At 68.7% G+C, this 21,068-nt stretch carries 23 protein-coding genes; 8 read left to right on the forward strand and 15 right to left on the reverse strand.

Features of this window, described 5'->3' with window-relative positions:
• Positions 1 to 337 precede the first annotated feature (337 nt).
• Positions 338 to 2,122 (forward strand): hypothetical protein, encoded by a 1,785-nt coding sequence (locus IBL26_RS12940; RefSeq protein ID WP_187784909.1) that lies wholly within the window; start codon positions 338 to 340, stop codon positions 2,120 to 2,122.
• A 341-nt stretch (positions 2,123 to 2,463) separates the two neighbouring features.
• Here the strand turns inward: IBL26_RS12940 and IBL26_RS12945 are convergent, their stop codons facing one another.
• Complete coding sequence (locus tag IBL26_RS12945) at positions 2,464 to 2,877, reverse strand: hypothetical protein (RefSeq protein ID WP_187784910.1); 414 nt, start codon at positions 2,875 to 2,877, stop codon at positions 2,464 to 2,466.
• 96 nt (positions 2,878 to 2,973) lie between these two features.
• Here IBL26_RS12945 and IBL26_RS12950 point away from each other — a divergent pair, with 96 nt between their 5' ends.
• Positions 2,974 to 3,780, forward strand: a complete 807-nt coding sequence (locus IBL26_RS12950; RefSeq protein ID WP_187784911.1) for a trypsin-like peptidase domain-containing protein — start codon at positions 2,974 to 2,976, stop codon at positions 3,778 to 3,780.
• Here the strand turns inward: IBL26_RS12950 and IBL26_RS12955 are convergent, their stop codons facing one another.
• Positions 3,781 to 4,467 carry a hypothetical protein gene (locus IBL26_RS12955; protein WP_187784912.1) on the reverse strand — a complete coding sequence of 229 codons (687 nt, stop codon included), beginning with the start codon at positions 4,465 to 4,467 and terminating at the stop codon, positions 3,781 to 3,783. It lies immediately after the preceding gene.
• A 287-nt stretch (positions 4,468 to 4,754) separates the two neighbouring features.
• Between IBL26_RS12955 and IBL26_RS12960 the strand changes: the two genes are divergently transcribed.
• Entirely contained in the window at positions 4,755 to 5,048 is a 294-nt protein-coding gene (locus tag IBL26_RS12960) for a hypothetical protein (RefSeq protein WP_187784913.1), read from the forward strand.
• 11 nt (positions 5,049 to 5,059) lie between these two features.
• Positions 5,060 to 5,395: a hypothetical protein gene (locus IBL26_RS12965; protein WP_187784914.1), complete on the forward strand. Its 336-nt coding sequence runs from the start codon at positions 5,060 to 5,062 to the stop codon at positions 5,393 to 5,395.
• Positions 5,396 to 5,428: 33 nt separating this feature from the next.
• On the opposite strand, the gene IBL26_RS12970 is transcribed toward IBL26_RS12965, so the two are convergent.
• The 13 genes from IBL26_RS12970 to fliF all read right to left on the reverse strand — a co-directional run bounded on the left by IBL26_RS12970 (position 5,429) and on the right by fliF (position 17,567).
• The gene (locus IBL26_RS12970) at positions 5,429 to 6,538 is read right to left on the reverse strand and encodes a flagellar basal body P-ring protein FlgI (RefSeq protein ID WP_241749329.1); all 1,110 of its coding nucleotides are present in this window, start codon (positions 6,536 to 6,538) and stop codon (positions 5,429 to 5,431) included.
• 21 nt (positions 6,539 to 6,559) lie between these two features.
• On the reverse strand, positions 6,560 to 6,889 hold the full coding sequence (locus tag IBL26_RS12975; RefSeq protein ID WP_187784915.1) for a polysaccharide deacetylase: 330 nt from the start codon (positions 6,887 to 6,889) through the stop codon (positions 6,560 to 6,562).
• A 28-nt stretch (positions 6,890 to 6,917) separates the two neighbouring features.
• Entirely contained in the window at positions 6,918 to 7,958 is a 1,041-nt protein-coding gene (locus tag IBL26_RS12980; RefSeq protein ID WP_187784916.1) for a flagellin, read from the reverse strand.
• A gap of 13 nt (positions 7,959 to 7,971) precedes the next feature.
• Entirely contained in the window at positions 7,972 to 9,435 is a 1,464-nt protein-coding gene (gene flgK, locus IBL26_RS12985; RefSeq protein ID WP_187784917.1) for a flagellar hook-associated protein FlgK, read from the reverse strand.
• Between the two features lie 83 nt (positions 9,436 to 9,518).
• Positions 9,519 to 10,991 (reverse strand): flagellar hook protein FlgE, encoded by a 1,473-nt coding sequence (locus IBL26_RS12990; protein ID WP_187784918.1) that lies wholly within the window; start codon positions 10,989 to 10,991, stop codon positions 9,519 to 9,521.
• Positions 10,992 to 11,133: 142 nt separating this feature from the next.
• On the reverse strand, positions 11,134 to 12,072 hold the full coding sequence (locus IBL26_RS12995) for a flagellar motor protein MotB (protein WP_187784919.1): 939 nt from the start codon (positions 12,070 to 12,072) through the stop codon (positions 11,134 to 11,136).
• Positions 12,073 to 12,130: 58 nt separating this feature from the next.
• Entirely contained in the window at positions 12,131 to 12,838 is a 708-nt protein-coding gene (locus tag IBL26_RS13000; protein ID WP_187784920.1) for a hypothetical protein, read from the reverse strand.
• The gene (locus IBL26_RS13005; protein WP_187784921.1) at positions 12,838 to 13,887 is read right to left on the reverse strand and encodes a flagellar motor switch protein FliG; all 1,050 of its coding nucleotides are present in this window, start codon (positions 13,885 to 13,887) and stop codon (positions 12,838 to 12,840) included. Before IBL26_RS13005 ends, IBL26_RS13000 begins: the two co-directional genes overlap by 1 nt.
• A complete protein-coding gene (locus IBL26_RS13010) occupies positions 13,884 to 14,171 on the reverse strand; it encodes a hypothetical protein (protein ID WP_187784922.1) in 288 nt (95 codons plus the stop codon). Before IBL26_RS13010 ends, IBL26_RS13005 begins: the two co-directional genes overlap by 4 nt.
• Positions 14,168 to 14,956 carry a flagellar type III secretion system pore protein FliP gene (gene fliP, locus IBL26_RS13015; protein ID WP_187784923.1) on the reverse strand — a complete coding sequence of 263 codons (789 nt, stop codon included), beginning with the start codon at positions 14,954 to 14,956 and terminating at the stop codon, positions 14,168 to 14,170. Before fliP ends, IBL26_RS13010 begins: the two co-directional genes overlap by 4 nt.
• 27 nt (positions 14,957 to 14,983) lie before the next feature.
• Positions 14,984 to 15,277, reverse strand: a complete 294-nt coding sequence (locus IBL26_RS13020) for a FliM/FliN family flagellar motor switch protein (RefSeq protein WP_187784924.1) — start codon at positions 15,275 to 15,277, stop codon at positions 14,984 to 14,986.
• Positions 15,274 to 15,963, reverse strand: coding sequence for a FliH/SctL family protein (locus IBL26_RS13025; RefSeq protein WP_187784925.1), 690 nt, complete (start codon positions 15,961 to 15,963; stop codon positions 15,274 to 15,276). Before IBL26_RS13025 ends, IBL26_RS13020 begins: the two co-directional genes overlap by 4 nt.
• Positions 15,960 to 17,567: a flagellar basal-body MS-ring/collar protein FliF gene (gene fliF, locus IBL26_RS13030; RefSeq protein WP_187784926.1), complete on the reverse strand. Its 1,608-nt coding sequence runs from the start codon at positions 17,565 to 17,567 to the stop codon at positions 15,960 to 15,962. Before fliF ends, IBL26_RS13025 begins: the two co-directional genes overlap by 4 nt.
• 252 nt (positions 17,568 to 17,819) lie before the next feature.
• Between fliF and IBL26_RS13035 the strand changes: the two genes are divergently transcribed.
• The 4 genes from IBL26_RS13035 to IBL26_RS13050 are packed head-to-tail and all read left to right on the forward strand — an operon-like array spanning position 17,820 to position 20,687.
• Positions 17,820 to 18,218: a flagellar basal body-associated FliL family protein gene (locus IBL26_RS13035; RefSeq protein WP_241749332.1), complete on the forward strand. Its 399-nt coding sequence runs from the start codon at positions 17,820 to 17,822 to the stop codon at positions 18,216 to 18,218.
• Between the two features lie 3 nt (positions 18,219 to 18,221).
• Positions 18,222 to 19,319 (forward strand): FliM/FliN family flagellar motor switch protein, encoded by a 1,098-nt coding sequence (locus IBL26_RS13040; RefSeq protein ID WP_241749333.1) that lies wholly within the window; start codon positions 18,222 to 18,224, stop codon positions 19,317 to 19,319.
• Between the two features lie 11 nt (positions 19,320 to 19,330).
• Entirely contained in the window at positions 19,331 to 19,990 is a 660-nt protein-coding gene (locus IBL26_RS13045; RefSeq protein WP_187784928.1) for a hypothetical protein, read from the forward strand.
• A gap of 19 nt (positions 19,991 to 20,009) precedes the next feature.
• Positions 20,010 to 20,687 (forward strand): MotE family protein, encoded by a 678-nt coding sequence (locus IBL26_RS13050; RefSeq protein WP_187784929.1) that lies wholly within the window; start codon positions 20,010 to 20,012, stop codon positions 20,685 to 20,687.
• The last annotated feature ends 381 nt before the right edge of the window (positions 20,688 to 21,068 follow it).

Consider the following 21,068-nt stretch of genomic DNA (forward strand, 5'->3'; position numbering starts at 1 on the left):
AGGCGCGGCCTGCCGGATTTGGCGGCACCGCCTTCCTAGCATCGTTTCGCAGAAACTGCCATATTTCGCTTCGAGACAATGATGAACCCATTCCGACTTTCTGCGGCGCCCTGGGCTGCCCCTGACCTCGCCCGGCCGCCGCGCTGCCGGCAAGGCGTGCGCGGCCCCGTGCGGAAAACTTTCGCGAAGGGCCGGAGTTGGGTCGGGATGTCGTCGATTTTTGCGTCTATGCGGAAAAGCGAAAAAAGGGTAAACGAACGCCACGCCCCCGGATGCACGATGTCGGTGGGCGATTCGAGGCCCGGTCACCGGGCCGGACGATGGGAGAAGGCATTCGATGGCACGCGCGAAAGCAGCCGCCGCCCCGGCGGGCCGCAAGACAAGCGGCAAGGCCCCGGCAACGCCGGGCCTCTCGCAAGGATTGCTGCAAGGCGGCCGGATCGTGCAGATCCAGGGCGGCGACCCTGACGTGCCCGCCTTCTCGATCGAATTGGTGACGCCGGAGAGCGCGACCGAGCTGCTGCAGCGCAAGCGCCCCAGCGCCGCCGAGAACCCCGCCGCCATCAACGCCTATGCCGAGGCGATGCGCGAAGGCCGCTGGGTTCTCAACGGCATGCCGCTGATCCTCTCCCGCGCCGGCGTGTTGCTGGATGGCGTGCAGCGGCTGCGTGCCTGCATCAAGGCCGGCGTGCCGTTCCTTACCGTGCTGGCGCAGAACATCCCGGACGACGTGCTGCACACGATCGACCAGCAGCGCCGCCGCTCCTTCGCCGGTGTGCTGGAAACGCGGGGCATCCCGCACGCCCATGCCTTGCAGTCGGCCCTGGTCAAGCTGATTCGCTACGACGACGGCAAGATGTTGCGCGGTGCCGGCACTGCTTCCTGGTCCCGCATGGACCGAGTGCTGCGCGCCAACCCGGACCTGGAGCTGGCGGTGAAGATGTCGCTGGAAAGCGATGCCAGCGTGTTGTCGGAAGCCGTGCGGACGCCACTGTTGTTCATGGGCTTCCGGGTCGACAAGGCCGCGACCCGCCGCTTCCTGGACGCCGTAGCGAACCCCGAGAAATACACCCCGATGGAGCCGGGCGCGCGGGTGCGCGACCTGATCGACATCACCCGCGGCGACCCGACGACGCGGTTGAAGCCGGTCACGCTCTTCGCCGTCTGCATCAAGGCCCTGAACGCGACCTTCAGCGGCGAGCACCTGCGCAGCTACGCCTGGCTGGACAAGAGCGTGAACCCGACCAAGGGCGAGGACTTCCCCGCCCTCGACGGCTATGGCGGGCTGAACGACCCCGGCCATGCGGACGAGACGGAAGAGACCGCCCACCAGCTGCGCGAGGCGGTGGAGCGGCTGGCCGCCGAGGAAGGCGTCTACCCTCTGGCCATCGAGACGGTGACGCCGGAGATGGCGGAGGACTACCTCACCCACAACACGCGCAACCGTAAGATCGTCGCCGCGCATGTGGATGCCATTGCCCGCGACATCCGTGCCGGCAACTGGATGATGAACGCGCAGCCCATCTGCTTCGCTCGCGACGGCCGGCTGCTCAACGGCCAGCACCGGCTCTCTGCCGTGCTGCAGGCCGGCGAGGCGATCGAGGTGCCGGTGATGCGCGGCCTGCCGGAGGAGGCCTATGCCACCTACGACATCCACGCCAAGAAGGGCCCGCAGCTGGGCGCCGCGCTGGACAATTTCGGCGACAAGCCGCTGGTGGCCGCCGCCGCCGTCCTCCTCTGGAAGCGCGAACTGAAGCCCAGCGGCATCCGCAACGCCAAGCCCACCCCTTCCGAAGTGATGAAGATCGTCGAGCAGCACCCGCGCCTGCTGGAACTGCGGACCTTCGGCCGCAAGATGATCGAGTTCGGCCGTGGTTCCGTCCTGACCTATGCCGCCTATTGCATCGAGCGCGACGATCCCGAACTCGGCCGCGTGTTCCTGGAGCGCTTCGAAACCGGCGCCGACCTGCCGCGCGGCCACCTGATCCTGGAACTGCGCAAGCGCATGCAGATCATGCGGCGCGAACGCACCAGCCAGGATGAGCAACTCAAGGAGCTGCTTGCCGCCTGGGAGCGCTTCAAGGAAAAGCCCGATCTGGAACGGCTGGCCCGCGCGTCTTGATACGGTACTGCCCGGATGGGTGCGCTCTCGTCCTGGTATGTCGTGTTGGAGCTGTTCGAGGGGCGGAGGTTTAGATGAAGGCAAGGCCGGGGAATGAATTCCCCGGACCTCTTCTTTTTTCTACAAGTTTGGCGTCAGGCTTCAGGACTGAGAGCGGACGCCTTTGAAGATTTCGATCATGGGCCACGCGGGGCTGAACTGTCAGTCGCCGGAGGTCTGAGACCTCCGGCGCACCCAGCCGTATCCCAGACCAGACCCTTCAACAGCCACGCCCGAAGAACTCGAGCAAAGAAAAGATGGAGTCCGGGGAATTCTTTCCCCGGCCTTCCCTTCCGCTCCCCTCAAGCGTGCTGGCGTGGCCGGCGAAGCTCGGTGTCCTCGGCTTCCTGCTCCTTCCTCCGTTGCACTTTGCGCTTTGCCGTGGCTTCGGCGGCCTCCAGGGCGATTTCCAGGCGCTTGATCTCGGCGAAATTTTCTCGCAGCGCGTCCCGCGCCACGGCTTCCTGCTGCTGCAATTGGCCGGCGGCCCAGGCGAGTTGACGGCGTTGACGGGTGTGGATGTGGGCCCAGGTGGTCCAGAGCGCCATGTCTTCGGCCTGGCCGCGGGCGTGCTCGGTTTCCTGCCGGGCCTTGGCGTCGTGCTTGGCCAGGGCTTCGGCGCCAAGCAGGGTCTGACGCTCGGCTTCCGCCAGCGCGACGCGCTTGTCGTCGGCCTGGCGGCGGGAAAGGCGGATCAGGGTGGCAAGGCCGCGCATGGATGGGTTCCATCGATCTCTGGCCCTGCAGAGCGGGCCGTGTTACATCAATATCCGTTTTTCGCATAAAGATCGAGAGCGCGGATGCAGCGATGGATGCGGGGCCTGCTGGCGGCCGGGGTGGTGATGATCGGGGTAGGTGCCGCGGCATCCGCCTGGCCGTCGCGGCCGGCGCCCGCTTCGGTCATGCAGGGGGTGTCTGGCACAGCGTTCGGCGTGGCGCCCGGGGTGTTGGTGACGAATGCGCATGTGGCGCTGCGGTGCCAGGCGCAGGGGCGGGCGCTGCATCTCATGGGCCATGGTGGCGGCTGGGCGGTGCTTTTGCTGGACGCGGATGCCGACCTGGCCTTGCTGCGTGGGCCGGTGACGGGCGAAGCGGTGCTGCCGCTCTCCACCGCCGCGCGGCTGCCACGGGGCGCGCCGGTGCTGGCGATGGGCTACCCAACGGAAGGTGTGGACAGCCGCGCCGCCGGCTTGCTGCGCAGCGCGCGCGGCGATGTGCTGCGCGCCACCCTGACGGTGCATGACCCGGAGGGCGGCCGTGCCGCCAGCTTCGTCATGACCGACCGGCAGGGGCGTGAGGTCGAGCCCGGCTGGGAGGATGGCCTGCGCTATTTTGGTGCCGACAAGGCGGCGCGGCTGCGCTGGCGGGTGGAGATCGGTGCGCCGGCCGGTGGCGGCAGCTCCGGCGGGCCGGTGCTGGATGCGGCGGGGCATGTGGTCGGGGTGGTCTATGCCGGCGGGCGCGGGCTGACGGCGGCGATACCGCTGGAGGATCTGCGCGGCCTGCTGGCCCGTGCCGGTATCGTGCCGGTGTTACGCGCCGCCTCGCTACGCCTGGACCCGGATTGGGCTGGCGTGGAGGCTGATGCGGCGCGGGCTTTGTACCGGATTACCTGCTGATCAGGCGGCGACGGGCGTCTGGTCAGTGCGGCTCTGTTGCGCCGGCGCATCCGGCAGCGGGGTGGCGTGGCCGAGCTGGGCCACCTGGAGTGCTAGCGCATCGGCGCCGGCGTCCCGCAATTGGCCGAGCAGGTCCAGCATCGCGGCGGTGAGGGAGAGGCTGTCCGGCGCGTTGTCGCTGGTCAGCAGCGGCGCTTCGGCTGGCCATGTGCGGCCGTCGGCGGCGGGGTGGCCGGCCGGCAGGCACCAGAGCTGTTCGTTGAAGGTGCGCATGGCATGCGGGGCGTGCCGGGCGGGCGCGCCGGGCTGGCTGGCCAGCAGATAGACATGGCCACCCGCACCGCTGCGGCGGTGGATTTCCCCGCCACCGGGCAGGCGGGCGGTGGAGGTCCATGGCCCTGCCCCGGCCAGCGCCAGCAGCGCGGTTTGGCGACGGCCCTGCATGTCCTGGTCGAGGATCGCCTGGGTGGCGGCCACTGGCCCGGCGGCCTGGAATTGCCGCACCACTTGAGCGAGCGTCTGGCGGGATGCGGCCTCCCCATCACATGCGGCGCCTTCCAGGGTCAGACACAGCGAGGGGTCCAGATACTCTGGCGTGAGGACCCCGAGATCCCGTTGCATGCGGGACAGGCAGAGCTGGTCCAGGGCCGTGGCGGCGGTGGTCAACAGCAGTGTCAGTCCCAGCATGCGGCACATTCCTGTTGCAGGGCGAAGGGGCTACTCGCGTTTTGCGAGTGTCAGACTTCGCGTAATGCGTGTGTTGAAGTGGTATTACTCTCTTTTTTGACGATGTCACGCGCTGATGAAGATACTTCAAATTCGGTTAAAACCGTTGTTTTCTAGTAATTTAAAGAAGAATCTCGGCAATTTATCGCCGCCGATATCGCGTAGTGGTTGAATTTTCTCGTGTCTCTATCGAGATTATCGGAAGAAAAAGATATAAAATGAGACAAAGTCACGATTGTGAGGACGATATGCGCCTGTTCCCTGCCACTCTTGCCGTCCTGCTATCCGTCTCAACCGTCGCGTCCGCCCAGGGGTGGCAGGGGCGGCCTGAGCCGGGACGCCGCTCTGGCGCGCTGAATAGTTCGAACCCCCACCGCCCGGCCAATGCCTTCGACGGTGTACAGATCGATGCCAGCGCGCTGCTGGCCGAGCCCGCCCCGCCCAGCGCGGCGGAACGGGAGCCCGCACCGGTCAACCGGCCGATGTTCAGCAATGGCTGGACGCGGGACGGCTTCGGGGGCCGGCCGGGTGGCTGGCGTTGAGGAACTGTCGCATGAGCCTGCATGCCAAGGGCTTCGTCGTCATCCACCGGGACCTGGGCGTCTATGTCGGCCGGGCGCCGAACCTGTCCTGTTGGTCCAAGCTGAATGCGGCCGGGCGGGTCGCGGTGGCGACCTTCCCGACCGAGGCGAAGGCGCGCTGGCATGTTGATCTATGGGAGGGCGGCTGGCCGGACGACCAGGGAGCGGTCGGGCTGAGCCTGCACGCGGTGGAGGTGGATTTGCCGGATGGCTGGGCCAGCATCGCCGCGCTGCGCGCGGCCGGGCTGGAAGAGCATCTGGGGGAGCTGGCCCATGCCGGTTGGGACAACCGGCATGGGCGCTGTTAGCTAAGCTTAGAGAGCGTCCCGTTCGATCACGCCCTAGATGAATTGCAGGTCGGCATGCAGGGCGCCGCTGGCCTTCAGGGCATTGAGGACCGAGATCAGGTCTCGCGGCGCCAGCCCCAGCGCGTTCAGGCCATTGACCAGGTTCTGCAGCGTGTTGGCGCGTGGCAGCACGGCGAGGCGGCGGCCACGCTGGTCATCCACCTCCACCTGCGTCCGTGGCAGCACCACCGTCTCCCCGTTGGAGAAGGGTCCGGGCTGGCTGGCAATCGGGCTCTCCGTAACGCGGATGACCAGGTTGCCGTGGGTAATGGCCACCGGCTCCACCCGCACATCGGCGCCGACGACGATGGTACCGGTCCGTTCGTCCACCACCACGCGGGCGGTGGTTTCGGGCCGCACCTGCAGCGCCTCCATCTGCGCCACCAGGGCCGGCAGGCGGTCCCGCAGGCCGAAGGGTACCTTTACCTCCACCGTGCCGAGATCCAGCGCGGTGGCGGTGGCGGGGCCGAAGCGCGCGTTCAGCACTTCCTCGATCCGGATGGCGGTGGTGAAGTCGGGCGATCGCAGCGCCAGGCGGATGGTGTCCGCATTGCGCAGGTTCACCGGCACCTCGCGTTCCACCAGCCCGCCGCCGGGCACGCGGCCCTGGGTGGTGACGCCGCTGGAAATGGTCTGCGCCTGCCCGCCGGCCTGGAAGCCGCCGACGACGACAGGGCCCTGCGCGACGGCATAGACCTCGCCATCCGCGCCGAGCAGCGGCGTGACGATCAGCGTGCCGCCGTTCAGGCTGCGGCTGTCACCCAGGGAGGAGACCTGGACGTCGATCGGCGTTCCCTGCCGCGCGAAAGGCGGCAGGGTGGCGGTGACGATGACCGCCGCCGTATTTCGCGTCTGCACCCGTGAATCGGCGACGTTGATGCCCATCCGCTCCAGCATCGCGGCCAGGCTCTGCTGGGTGAAGGGCGTGTTGCGCAGCTGGTCCCCGGTGCCTTGCAGGCCGATGACGAGGCCGTAGCCGACCAGCTGGTTTCCGCGCACCCCTTCGATGGTGACGATATCCTTCAGGCGCACCTGCGCCATCGCCGGCACGGCGGTGAAACAGGCGCAGGCGAGCATGAAGGCCCGGAGGAAGCGGCGCGGCATGGCAGCCTTCCCTTTCCGGCTTCAGACAGCGTAGCGCAGGCCGGCCTCGGCCAGCGCCGCATGCGGCATCAGGCGCGGGTCCAGGCCCAGCAGCGCCCGCAGCGTGCCCAGCGCATCCTGCAGGCGCAGGCTGCCGGCGGCACCGCTGACCGGCATCAGCGCCACGGCGCCGCGCCACAGCAGCACGGCGGCATCGCGCGCCAGCGGCGTCGCCAGCATGAAGCCCTCGCCACATTCCTCGGGCGTGCAGCCCAGGGCGTCGGCGATGGCGGCGTAGGTGGCGATGTCCTCTTCCTCCAGCGCCAGCGGGATGAAGGCGTTGGCGGTCATGGGAGCGGTGATGGCGTTCACGTCGGATTCTCCGTTGTCCAGCTGGGGATCAGAGGTAGTTAACGAGGCTCAGCGTCTGCAGCTGCGCCGTGATGGAATAGGTTGCCTGCAACTGGATCTTCAGCATGCCGACCCGGTCGGACAGAGTGTAGTAGTCGGCACCTTCCAGAGTATTGATCTGCGCGGTCGCGGCGCTCACCGTGCGCTCCTGGATGGTCGAGACATGCTCCAGCCTGGCTTCCTTGGTGCCGAGCGTGCCGGCCAGGGTCGTCAGGTTGCTTTGCGCGCCGCGCATCAGTTCGCCGGCGCGGCTGGCCAGGGCCGTCTTGGCCTCCTCGGTCAGCTTGCTGTTGTCGCCGCCGAGCAGCGAGGTCAGCGCCAGCGCGTGCATGGCATCCTTGAACGCCGCGTTGTCGCCGCGCACGTCATAGGCCAGGGTCTGGCCTTCGCCGATGCGGACCAGGTTGGGCGTGCCGTCGCCGGTCTTGCTGGCCGAGGTGTAGTAGTCGGCATAGAAGCCGGCGCCGCCGAAGACGTCGTCGATCTGGTCCATGACGTCCTGCACCGCCGCCGCGTCCAGCGCCGTGCCGGCATTGGCGGCCACGGCGGCATCCAGGATGGCCTTCATCTTGGTCGGCATGTCAGCGATATTACTGATCGGCCGTGCCGCGCTGTCCGTGCCGCCGAATACCTTCTGACCCTGGAAGTCGATGTTCAGCAGGTCGGCGATGGAGGCGAGGATATCCGGCGTGTCGGCGCCCAGCGTGTTGTAGCTCTGCTGCTTCAGCGCATCCGATTGCAGGATCTGCGCCGAGGTATCCTCGAGGATCTTGCCAATCGAGGTCATGGCGGTCTGCATGGTCTTCATGCGCTCGCCAGCCAGGGCGGTGGTGTTCTTGATCGCGTCGCCCTGCTGGATATCGTCGTAGAGTCGATACAGCAGCGAGGCGCCAACGCCCATCTCGCGCGCCGGGTCGCTTTTGCGGCCGGAGGCGATCTCGGCGGTCGACTGGGCGATCTGGCTTTGCAGCGACTGCAGGCTGGCCTGGCGGCCAATGGTGATGCCGGCGCCTGATACGCGGTCCATCATCTCGAACTCTCCTTCAACGGATGGTGCCCAGTTCCTCGAGCATCTTCGACGCGGCCTGGATGATCTGCACGGAGGCGGAGTAGGTCTGCTGCACCATCATCAACCGGGTCAGCTCCTCGTCCACGTTCACCGCCGTCTTGTTGGTGAGGTCGGCGCGGGCCTGCAGCGCGATGCTGGAGCGGGTGGTGGCGCGGTCCGTCCAGGTCGCGCGCTCGCCCTGCATCAGGCCGATGGCCTGGGCGGTGGCCTGGGACAGGCTCATCGAACCCGGCAGGCCGGTGCTGGTGTCGTAGCCACGGTTCTTGTCCATCGCATCCAGCCAGGACAGGATGCCGGTATTGTCGGAGGCGTTGCCCTCCACCGTCGCCCTCATGCCATCCCGCATGCGCCAGATGTCGCCGCCGGCGTCGGGGTCGACCCTGGCATTGATGCCGATGGTGCGCGCCATGCCGACGAAGGGCTGGGTGGCATCGAAGGTCGCGGCGCCATCCCGGGTGAACAGGCCGGCCTGGTTGCCGGTGACGGAGAGGTCGCCCTTCTGGAAGCTCTCGGCCACGCGGCCGGCGACCTGGTCCAGCATATCGGCGAAGCGGGGCATGGTCTCGTCGCGCATCTTCAGCCCGGCGGCGATGCTGCCACTGTCCGAGATACGGATGACGCGGCCATCGACCGTGACGTCGGACAGGCCATCGGTGTACGGCGTGCTGCCGCCATGCCGGACATCGGACGGGATCTCCGGCACATGGGTGAAGACCAGCTTGTGCACCGTGCCGCTGTCGAACAGCGTCGTGCCGCCATCGGTCATCACCAGCAGCTTGCCGGGGCCGTTGTCGTAGATGCGCAGCGGCAGCGTCTGCGACAGGCCGGCCAGGATGCTCTCGCGCTGGTCCTCGTACTCGGCGGTGGAGGCACCGCGTGCCGAGGCCTGGGCCAGCTTCTGCTCGACCTCCTTCAGGCTGTCGAGCGCCGTGTTGACCGACTTCACGTCCTGCGCGACGCCGAGATCCGCCTGGGTGCGGATGTTGGAGACGGCGGCGTCCATATCGTGGAAGCCGGCCACCAGGTCCTGCGCGGCCGAGAGCGCCTGGCTCTGCGCGACCGCGTTGTTGGGTGCTGAAGACAGCGTGGTCAGCGCATCCTTCAGCGAACCCATGAGGGAGGAGAGCGAGCGCTCATCCGCCGGCTGGCCGATGGCGCTGGTATAGGCCTCCAGCAGCGCCTGCATGCGGTCCGCATAGGCCTCGGCCCCATCGGCGCCGCGCGAGGCCGCGGCCAGCACGGCATCGCCCGCCCGCTGCGTGACGCCGGTTGCGACGCCGGCACCGGTGCCGGCCACCAGGTTCTCGCTGCGCGGCAGGTCCCGCCGCACATAGCCCGGCGTCTGGGCATTGGCGACGTTGTTGGAGATGAGCGCCGCCGCCCGCTGTTCCGCCGCGAGTGAGCTGAGCGCGTTGAGCATGGCGCCTTGGATGGACATGATTCAGATTCCGCTTTTTCTCTCGCCCGGTGATCGTGTTTCGCAGCTTGCGGGGCGCGCCTCGGCGGCCCCGCCTCACCGGCTCAGCGCTTCAGGTTGGTAGCCTCTTCCAACATCTGGTCGGCCGTGCGGACGACCGAGGCGTTGGAGCTGTAGGCGCGCTGCGTCTCGATCAGGTTGGTCAGCTCCGTGCCGATATCGACGTTGGAGGCTTCCAGCGCACCGCCCGAGGTGGTGCCGGCCGAGCCCTCGCCCGCCGTCAGCAGGCGCGGGGCGCCGGCGGCGCGGGACATCTCGTAGGCATCGCCGCTGACCGGGTTCAGCCCGTCCGCATTCGGGAACACCGCCAGCTTCAACTGGTAGATCGGCCGGGACTGGCCGTTGGAGAAGGTGGCGATGACCTTGCCGTCATCCTCGATCGACACGCGCTCCAGCAGGCCGAAGGAGGAGCCGTTCTTCTCGATCTTGGTGGCGACATAGTTGCCGCTGAGCTGCGTCACGCCCTCGAAGCTGTCGAGGTTGCCCATCTTGATCGGCAGGCTGGCGGTGCCGTTGCCGAGGGAGAGGGTCAGCGTGCCATAGGTCCTGTCGTAGGAACCGATGCCTGCGACGACATCCGGCGTGCCGTTGGCGTCGCCGTCCCGGCCATAGACGGCGGGGTCCGGCACCTTCGCCGTGGCATCCACCGGGGCGCCGGTGACGAACTTGCCCGAGGCATCGGTGATGGACTTGATAGTGCCGGCATTCGGGCCGGTGCTCCAGAACTCCATCGCGATACGGCCGACCAGGCGGTCCGGGCTGGTCGCTTCCTTGCCCGGGTTGACCGGCGCGGCCACGCCCTTGTCCGTGGCGCTGTCGAAGATCTCGACGGTCCAGGTGTTGCTGTTGGTGGCGGAGGCGTTGTCCGGCACCATCGGCACGAAGCGGTAGGTCAGCGTCTGGGTGCCGCCCAGCGCATCATAGTAATCCACGCTGCTGATGAAGCTGTCCTGGTCCGGTGGCGGCGAGGCATAGGCGGTCTGGCCGCTGGGCAGGTTGGCCCAGAAGGTCATCTCCGTGGTGGGGGCGGAGGCGACGCTGATATTGTTGACGTTCACCGTGGTCAGGCTGTCCACGTTGTTGTCGCCCGCAGTGCCGACCGGCTGGCCGTCGGCGCCGAGCTTGACGCCCTGCAGGTAGTAGCCGGCGGCATTGACCAGGTTGCCATTGGCGTCCGGGCGGAAGGAGCCGGCGCGGGTGGCCAGGTACTTGCCGCTGCTGCCCGCGGTCTCGTTCACCACCAGGAAGCCGTTGCCATTGACGGCGACATCGGTGTCGATGCCGGTCTTTTGCACCTGGCCGACCGAGCTGATCTCCACGCGGTTGGTGGCGGCGGTACCGGCGAGGGCGGAGCCGCCGCTGCTGGAACCTTCCAGCACCAAGCTGGAGAATTGCGTATCAACCCGCTTGTAGCCCACGGTGGAGCTGTTGGCGATGTTGTTGGAGATGCCGGAGAGCTTGGTGGCCTGGGCATTGAGGCCCGAGACGCTGGTCCGGAGTGCGTTGATGGCCGTCATCGGCGGTCCCTGCTATGGCTATGGGTCTTGGGGGATGGCAGGCACGGGGCCTGCCGTTTGCAGTCAGGCTGCGGGCAGCCTGGCCCGTTTTGGGCGGGACCGGTGCCGGCTTCTGCCGGTTGACCGGTGAAGGCTGGCGGTTTCACCGCCGGGGTTCCTGCGCGGTGCTGCGGGTGGCCTGTGCCGCGCGGGCGGCGGCCACCACATCGGCGCGCATGACGGTAATGGCGATGCGGCGGTTGCGCGGATCGTTCGGCGCTTCCTGCATCAACGGCTCGACCGAGGCCTTGCCCTCGACCCGGTACATCCGCGCCGGCGGCACGCCGTTCTGCTCCAGCACCCGGCGGGTGCTGTTGGCACGGTCCGAGGACAGCTCCCAGTTGCCGTAGCTGTTGCGGTTGAAAGCCTGCGCATCGGTATGGCCGGCGACGACCACGGCGTTCGGCACGGTGGCCAGGATGTTGCCCAGCACCTGCAGGATCTTGTTCAGGCGCGGCGTCGGTTCCGTACCGCCGGGCGCGAACATCGGCGTGCCGTCACGGTCGAAGATCTGCAACCGCAGGCCTTCTGGCGTCATCTCCACCTGGATGTTCTGGGCGAAGTCCCGCAAGGCACCGTCGGCGGTGCCGAGCTGGCGCTCGATCTCCGCCTTCATCGCCTCGAAGCGCTGGCGCTCGATCGGGTCGCGCAGGCCGCTGGACTGGCCGGCGGCGGACGCGGCCTGGGCTGCCTCGCCCTGGTTCGCCGTCTCGCCGCCCTCGCTATCCTCGCGCAGGCCGCCATCGCTGACGGTGGTCAGCGAATCCTCGCGGGAATCACCGGCCACGAGCATGGAGCGGCCGCCATCCAGCGCCCCGTTGCCGGAGGGCATGTTGAGGATCGAGGAGGCGTTGAAGAACTGCGCGATGCCGTCCTTCTGCGCCTCGGTGGTGGAGGACAGCAGCCACATCACCAGGAAGAACGCCATCATCGCCGTCACGAAGTCGGCGTAGGCGATCTTCCACTGCCCACCATGGTCGTCATCATGCGGCGCATGATGCTTCTTGATGATGATGGGCCGCTTGTTGGGGTCGGTGCTCATGCGGTGGGGAAACCCGATCTCATGCTCGCCAAGACATTATCCTGAGCATTTTTCGCATTCAAGTGCGGCGGTCCTGTTCCGTGTGCCTCATGGTGAGGCTGCCGGCGAGGTTGAGGCGGTACAGCACGGCATCGAAGGCCTCCGCCACCTCGGCGGCGACGGGGCGCGGCAGGGCCTGGGCGGTCTCCATCACCGCATCCAGCCTGGCATCTTCCAGCCGTCCGCGCAGCTCGATGCGCCCGGTGGCCGGCAGGGCCAGCCGGATGGCGAAGGCACCGCGGGCGGCCTGCGCCGCCGGCGTGGACTGTGCCGGGTGGTCCCGGTCCGGCCGCCAGAACAACTCGATCCAGCTCATATCGTCTGAATTTCGCAAAGGCACGCGCTGGCCGGACCAGAGCGAGGCTTCCCCCAGCGAAGCCGGTGGCTGCGGCGCGGCGCCCAGCAGGGCCAGCAGCGCCTTCTCCGCCAACCCCACCCCCGCCGCCATGCGCGCCAGCCGCTCGTCGCCCAGCCAGCGGCGGATGTCGGGGCGCAGCGCGGCCAGGGCCAGCGGCAGAGCCAGGCCGGCCTCGCCGCCCGGCATCAGCGCCTCCAGCCCGGTGATGGCGGGTGGCGGGTCCGGCACGGGTGGCTCCTCCGGCCGGCTGCCGCGCGCGGGCACCGGCCCGACGATGCGCGCGGCGGCGGCGTAGCCGGCCTCCGCCTCCCACCCCGCCGTGCCGTGACGGGGTGGCGTGGCCGGGTCGATGGGCTCGGCTTCCGGCATCAGGCGGCGTCGCTGTTGCCGACCTCATCCTCGTCGAGGATGAAGATGCGGCCCTCATCCGCCAGCCGCTTGGCGATGGTGATGATGTCGGTCTGCGCTTCCTCGATGGCCTTCTTGCGCTGGGCGGGCATGTTCTCGATCTCGTCGCGCATGATGGTCGCGGCGCGTTCGGACATGCTGCCGAGGAACAGCTCGCGCAGCTCCACGCTGGCGGCGGTGAGCGCGACCTGCAACCGGTCCGCCGGGCATTCGGCTACCAGGGTGGCGAAGGTCGTGCGGTCGACGCGGATCAGGTCGTCGAAGGTGAACATGATGCGCTTGATGCGGCTGGCCGCATGCGGCTCGCGCGCCTCGATATGTTTCATCAGGTGCTCGACCAGGCCCTTGTCGGCGCGGTTCATGATCTCGGCGACGATCTGCGAGCTGTCGCGCTCGTAGCTGCGGCTGAGATTGGTGATGAATTCCTTCTGCAGCGTCTGCTCGATATCCTGCAGCACGCCCTTCTGGATGCTGTCCATCCGCACCATGCGCAGCACGATCTCGTCCACCGAGGTGTTGGGCAGCAGCGCCAGCACGCGCGCCGCGTGCATCGCCGGCAGCTTGGCCAGGATGACGGCGGCGGTCTGCGCCAGCTCGGTGCGCAGGTAGGTGGCGAGCACCTCGGGCGAGATATTCGCCAGCTTTTCCCACATGGTCTTGCCTTCGGGACCACGGATCTCGTCCATGATCTCGCTGACCTTCTCGTTGGGCAGCAGGCGCTTCAGCAGGCGCTCGGTCGTCTCGGCGGTGCCGATGACGCTGCCGGTGCGGCCGACCTCGGCGCGGAAGCGCATGATGACGCGCTCCACCGTGTCGATATCGACCTTGCCGAGATTGGCCATGGCACGGCTGACGCGGCGGATTTCCTGCTCCTCCAGCCGGCCGAACAGGTTCTGGATCCGCTCCTCGTCGAGCGTCATGAACAGGACGGCGACGTCGGAGAGAGGGTCGGCCTTGGCGTTGCTCGCTTCGACGGGGCGGATGGCGCGGCGCGCCTCGGGGGCTCTCATCGTTCGGTGCTCCGGGCAAGCAGGGTTTGCAGGGGTGTCAGGATGGCGGCGAGCATCGCCACCACTTCCGGTGGCATGGCGCCGCCGTGGTCGAGCCGCGCGAGGCGCTCGGGTAGGTCGGCGCCGGTGGAGGGCGGGCGGTCCTGGCTGGCGGCGATGGCGTCCAGGCGCTCCTCCAGCGGTGCCAGCGCCGCCCTGGGGCGGGGGGCTTCCTGCGCTACCGCCCAGCGCAAGGCGGCGGCCAGGCGGCGGCGGCGGCGGATGCGCAACAGCGTGCCGCTCATGTCGAGAAGCCCCGCACCAGCGCGCCGGCCACCAGCGACCAGCCGTCGATCAGCACGAAGAAGATCAGCTTGAACGGCAGGCTGACCACCACGGGCGGCAACATCATCATGCCCATGCCCATCAGGACGGAGCTGATGGCCATGTCGATCGCCAGAAAGGGCAGGAACAGCAGGAAGCCGATCTGGAAAGCCTTGGTCAGTTCCGACACCAGGAAGGCGGCGGCGAGGATGTGCAGCGGGACTTCGGCGCGCTGGGCACGGGAGAGGGCGCTGGGCTGCGTGCCGCCGGGCGGCTGCCACTTGGCGATGTCGATGAACAGCGCCAGCTCGCGCTCCCGCACATTCAGTTCCATGAAGTCACGGAACGGACGGATGGCGCGCTCGGCGGCCTGTTCCTCGGTGATGCTGCCCTCGATCAGCGGACGGCCGGCATCGTTCCAGGTCTTTTCCAGAACGGGCGCCATGACGAAGGCGGAGAGGAACAGCGCCAGGCTGACGATGACGGTGTTGGGCGGCGATTGCTGCAGGCCCAGCGCCGTCCGCAGCAGGGAGAGCACGACGACGATGCGGGTGAAGGCCGTCGCCACCACCAGGATGCCGGGCGCGATGGCCAGCAGCGTGGTGATGACGATCAGGCCGACCACATTGGTCGTCAGGCTCTGTCCGCCGCTGGCGACGGCGTTGGCCCCCTGCGGCCCCAGGTTGAGCGAGACGCTCTGCGCCAGGGCCGGGGATGCCGCGAACGACAATGCGAGCACCGCCAGGGCGATTCGAAGACGCGGCATTCTGCCTGCTATTCCGTGAAGTTGCTGTCAGGCGGCCGAGGAGACGATCTCGGTGATCGAGATCGAGAGGCGGCCGTCATCGGTGATCTGGATCTCGCCGCGCGCGATCAGCCGCTCATTCGCCAGCAGGTCGATCGGCTCGCCGACCTTCTTGTCGAACTCGATGACGGAGCCGCGGCTGAGATTGAACAGCGCCGCCATCGGCAGGCGCTTGTTGCCCAGCACAACCTGCACATTCACGGGGATGTCCATGATGCGCGGCTTGCGGTCGGTCAGGAAAGGATTGTCGTGGCCGGGGGTGACGTTGGTATCGCCGGTCATGGCGCGATCTCCTGCAAGGTCTCGGACGGGGCGGGCGTGGCCCGGTTGGCGTCGAGGATGGCGAGCACCCGTGCCAGCAAGGCATCGGGGCGATGGACGAGGCCACCGCTGACCCAGGACGCCTCGGCGCTCCCGGGTGGCATGGTGGGTTCGGGCAGCAGGCGCAGCCGGGACGGCGCCTCCTGCGGTTGCGGGAAGCCTTCCTGCCTCATGGCTTCCAGCGTCTCGGGATGCGCGGTGAGCAGGATGATGTCCTCACCGCGCTCGGTCAGCGCCTCGGCCGCCAGGGCGGCGATCTCGGCGCCGGCGGCGCGGGCCAGCAGGGTGGGCACCACCGTCTCCAACGCCGCGACCAGGCTGGCGCGGGTATCGGCATCCAGTATGCGGCGATCCTCGGCACGGCGGGCGAGCAGGCTGTCCAGCGCCTGGGCGGCCAGGGTGGCGCCCTGGCTGGCCCGTTGCGCCACCTCGGCCTCCAACCTCGCATGGGCTGCGGCCTCGGCCTGGGCGGCGCCCTCGGCGCGGCCCTGGGCCAGGCCGTCCTCCAGGCCACGCCGGCGGCCGGCATCAAAGGCGGCGTTGCGCATCCGCTCTTCCTCCTGCAGGCGGAAGGTGGTCGAGCCATCCTCGCCGGCCAGGAGCATGTTCAGCGACGGCGGCAGATAGGGGCGGGAGCTGGTCCTCATGCCGGGGCGCCTTCCTGGATCCAGTGCCGCACCACCGCCAGCGCCTCCTCCGGCCGCTGGTCGATGATCTCGTTCAGCGCGTTCAGCGAGGAGACGCGGATCTGGATGTCCTGGCCGACGGTGGCGATGGCTTCCTCCATCGGGTCCAGCGCCATGGCGGCTTCGGCGGCGGCGGCAGCCTCAGCGGCGGCCAGGTCCTCGGCCAGGCGGCGCAGACGGGTGCGGCGGCGGCGCATCAGCAGGCCGGCGGTTCCCAGGCTGCCCACCAGCAGCAGGGCCAGCAAAGCGAGTTGGGTGGTGCTGAGATTGAGGCCACCCTGCGCGTCGGCCGAGGCCAGGCTGCCGGCGCCCTCATCCGGGATGAAGCGCAGCGTATCGACCGTCACGCGGTCCCCCCGCCGTTCGTCGAAGCCTACCGCCGAGCGCACCAGCGCGCTCAGGCGGTCCAGCTCCTCCTTCGGGCGCACCTGCTCGGTGCCGTCGGGGGCGGTGATGCCATCGACCACCACGGCGACGCTGACGCGGCGCACGGCGCCGGGCTCGCGCGTCGTTTCCTCGACCTTCGAGGAGATCTCGTAGTTGATGGTCTCGTTGTTGCGCTGGGCGCTGGTGGCGCTGCGGGTGGCGTTGCTGTTGCCGGCCTGCTGGTTCGGCAGGTTCTGCCCCACCGTCACCGGCTGCTGGCCACGGCCGTCCTCGCTGCTCTCGGCCTCGGTCTGGCTCTGCCGGCCGCGCTCCACCTGGCCCATCGGGTCGAAGGTCTCCTGCCGCGCCACGGTGCGCGCGCCCTCGATCTCGACGGAGGCGATGGCGCGCACGCGCCCACGGCCGACGATCGGCTCCAGCAGGTCCAGCACCGCCTTTTGCAGCGCATGTTCCTGTGCCACGCGCATCTCGCCGATCCGGCCGGCGGCGGCACCCATGCCGCCATCGGCGGCCAGCACGACGCCGGAGGGATCGACGACGGAGACATCCTCCTGCCGCAGCCGCGGCACCGCGCCGGCGACCAGCAGACGGATGGCCGAGGCCTGGGAGGAGCCGAGCCGCTGCCCGGCCGAGGTCGTCACCGTCACCGAGGCGGTGGGCGGCGGCGCGTCACGCGAAAAACTCTCACGCTCCGGCAGCACGATATGGACGCGCGCGGTACGGACGCCCTGCATGGTGATGATGGTGCGCGCCAGTTCCCCCTCCAGCGCCCGCACCCGCTGGATGCGCTGCATGAATGAGGTCATCTGCATCGGGTTGGCCTGGTCGAGCAGCTCGTAACCGGCGCCGGTCTGGCGCGGCAGGCCCTCGCTGGCCATCTGCATCCGCAGCCGGGCCACCTGGTCGGCCGGCACCATGACGGTGCCGTCGCCCCTTGCCTCGACCGGGATCTTCAGTTCTTCCAGGCGGGCGACGATTCGCCCGGCCTCCGAAGGTTCCAGCGCTGCGTAGAGCAGGCCGTTGGTGGCCTGCGGCGCGCGCGCCACCAGGAACACCGCGAGAAGGGCGGCGGAGGCGACCACCGCGAGGGCGCCGAGTTTCGCCGGGCCCAGCCGGGCGAAGGCCGGGCCCAGGCTGCCCAGGTCGAAACCGGGTCGGAGGGTGCTTACCTGCTGCATCGATACCTGTCGTCCCGTTCTGGCCGTCGATATTTCGCATAAGCGTTTTTGGCGTGGCATGCGAAAGCGCATCGGGTTATATCTGCCGCCGCTTCTCTTGTCGCGCGAAAAATCGCATTTGCCGGGAGTTCCCCCGCCATGTCGGCCACCACCACTGAGATCACTGCGAAACCCCCGAAGAGAAAGGGCCGCCCTCTCCTCTTCAGTCTGGCGGCCCTGCTGCTGGTTGGCGGCGGCGGGGGCGCGGCCTGGATGTTCGTTCCTGGCGTGCAGGACGCTGTGCGAAAAATTACAGGAGGGCAGCCAACGGAGGAAGAGGCCGCCAACGCCCTCTCCGCCCCCGCCGCCCGCCCGATCTTCGTCGAGCTGCCGGAGATGACGCTGACGCTGCCGAATGGCGGCCGCCCACGCCAGCTGCGGCTGAAGCTGGCGATGGAGGTGAACGGCGACCCTGCGCAGCCGCCGCCGGAGCTGATGACCCCGCGCGTCTATGACAGCCTGGTGCTGTATCTCCGCACGCTGCGGGATGGCGAGCTGGAGGGCGCCCTGGCCATGGACAGGCTGCGTGGCGACCTGCACCGCCGGCTGGACCTGCTGCTGGGCGGCGGCCGGGTGCGCGACGTGCTGATCACCGGCTTCGTGGTGGCCTGAGCGATGAGCGGAACCGAAGAGACTCCGTTCGCGGAAACGCCGTTTGGCGAGGCACCGCCGCCGGTGGGCGACGCGGCCGGCGAAGCGGCGATGGATGACATGGCCGATTGGGGCGCCGCCGGCGTCGCCATGGGCCAGGGCGACATCGACGACCTGTTCGGCGGGCCGGAGACGGCGGAGCCGGAGATGGTCCGCAACGGCATGGAGGCGTTGGTCGGCGGCGCGGTGCGCTATGAAAAGCTGCCGATGCTGGACATCGTGGTGGACCGCCTGGCCCGCCTGCTGACCACCAGCATCCGCAAGTTCACCGCCGACAACGCCGATGCCGTGATCGACCGGATGCGCCCGGTGCGCGTCGGGCCGTTCCTGGACACCATTACGCTGCCGGCGATGATCGGCATCATCCGCATCGAGGAGTGGGACGGCTATTGCCTCGCCGCGCTCGATTCGCAGCTGATCGGCTCGATCGTCGACATCCTGCTGGGTGGGCGGCGCAACGCGGTGCAGCCAATCGAGGGCCGCCCCTACACGCCGATCGAGCGCGCCTTCGTCGAGAAGTTCGTCGGCCTGCTCACGCAGGATATGGGACGGGCCTTCGAGGCGGTGAGCCCCGCGACCTTCCGGCTGGAGCGGTTCGAGATCACGCCCGGCTATGCGCTGATCACCAAGCCGACTGCCGCCGCACTGACCTTCCGCGCCGAGATCACCATGGAAGGCCGCGGCGGGCATATCGATTTCCTGCTGCCCTATGCGTCGATCGAGCCGGTGCGCGACCTGCTGAGCCAGGAAGTCCTCGGCAAGAAGGTCGGCGGCGACACGATCTGGCGCAGCCACCTGGCCGAGGAACTGCCGCGCGCGAGCGCCGACCTGATGGCGGTGATCGAGACGCGGACGATGTCCTTCTCCGAGGTGGCGCGCTGGCAGCCTGGCTCCGTGGTGGAGCTGGACCGGCGACAGGATGAGCCGCTGGACGTGTTCTGCCAGGGGCTGCTGGTCTGCCGCGCGCGGATGGCTGCGAAAGATGATCGCGTCGTCCTGCGGGTGGAGGAGTGCGTGATCGAAAAGGACTGGCCGGGCGACACGCCCGCCCTGGATGGCTGAGGAGAATCCGCATGACATTCGTACAGATCCTGGATGCCGCGGCGCTTGCGGTGCTGGCCGCGCAATCGGGGTGGATCGTGATGCTGTACCGGCGGATGGGCCGGTTGCGCGTCGCGCTCGATTCCGCCGGCGATGTGATCGGGCAGCTCGATGCCGCCTCGAAGCGCCTGGACGCTTCGGCGGGCGGCATCGTGCAGAAGGTGAAGGACGGCATTGGCGAGGTGGACGGCAAGATCACCGCCTGCCGCCGCGTGGCGCAGGAACTGACCGCCGCATCCCGCCAGGCCGAGGAAGTGGCGGCACGGCTGGACCAGGCGCTGCGGCAGAACCGCAAGCTGCAACATGCCCGCGCCGCCGCTCCGCCGCGTGAGTTGGCCGAGCCGCTGGGCCTGGCGGCGCGGCTGGCCGGGCGCCCCGGCCCGGTGCTGGACATGGCGCCTGCCGCCCTGCCCGCGCCGATGCCTGTGCTGGATATGCCCACCCTGGACCTGCGCACGCTGGACATGTCCACGCTCGACGTGCCGGCGCTGGACGCCGAGCGGTTGGCCGAGGTGGCGGTGGAGCAATTGCTGGCCCACGAACTGCTGCCGGCCGACACGAGGCTGGCCCCTGCCCCGGCCGTAGCGCCGCCGGTACCCGAGCGGCGGGTGTTCCGCCTGACGCTCGATTGACGCCGAGGAGATCGCGATCATGACCATCCAAGCCTCTCCGAACTGGCGCCGCCGTGTCCTCGGCCCGCGCGTGGGCCTGCCCTTGATGGCACTGGGGCTCGCGGCCCTGGTGCCGGGACGGCTGGTGGGGCTGGCGGAGGTGCTGCCGTCCTGGCCCAGCGCCGTCGCCGCCCCGGCGGCCCCTGCCCTGCCTACCGGGCCCGTCTCGCTGCGGGAGGGCATCGTCGCCCTGCCGCGGGTATCCGAGACGCTGGCCGGGCCGGTGCGCAGCAATCCGGTGGGCGAGGAGCGGCCCGGCGATGGGCGGCTGCTGCTGGAAGTCGGCCGCCGCCAATCCGAGATCGACCGTCGGGAGCGCGCGGTGGAACTACGCGAGGCCCGCGTGCAGGCCGCTGAAGGCCTGGCGCGCACGCAGATCGCCGAGCTGACGCGGTTGCGGGAAGAGGTGGAGCGGCTGGTGGTGCGCGAGGGCTCGGCCGCCGAGGCCGATATCGACTCCCTCGTCTCGCTATACGTCAATATGCGGCCCCAGCAGGCGGCGAAGGTGCTGGACAAGCTGGAGCCACCACGCGCCGCCACCATCCTGCTGAAGATCCCCGAGCGGCAGGCCGGGCCGATCCTGGCCAACATGGATCCGAACTCGGCACTGGCCGTGACGCAGGAAATCGCCGGACGGCGGGACGCGTTCCGCCGCTGAGTTTCGCCAGGACCGTCGCGGCAATAGAGCTGGGGCCAGGGATCCTCGGATGCCTGGCCCTTCTTGTTGAGGTTGTCGCGGTGAAGGCGGGGAGCCATCGTCTCCATTCTGCTGGCGAGGGCAGTAAGGCAGGGGAATGAATTCCCCAGACCCCATCTTTTATTTTCGGGTTTTTTGGGAGCGCTGTGGGAGCGGCCGGTCTGGGTTGGCAGAGGCGTGCTCTGCCTGCTTCATCATTCGTGTGGCTGCGCGACACGTGTTCTCTGGCGCCGTGGCCAGCAATCATCATCGTCCTGAATTTTGGAACTTGCCTGCAGCGCTGCTGTACGTGCTGACGCGTGTCGCCTAAAACCACGCCCAACTCGCAGAAAAAAGAAGGGG

The sequence above is a fragment of the Teichococcus aerophilus genome (genome assembly GCF_014490485.1).
Classification (GTDB): domain Bacteria; phylum Pseudomonadota; class Alphaproteobacteria; order Acetobacterales; family Acetobacteraceae; genus Pseudoroseomonas; species Pseudoroseomonas aerophila.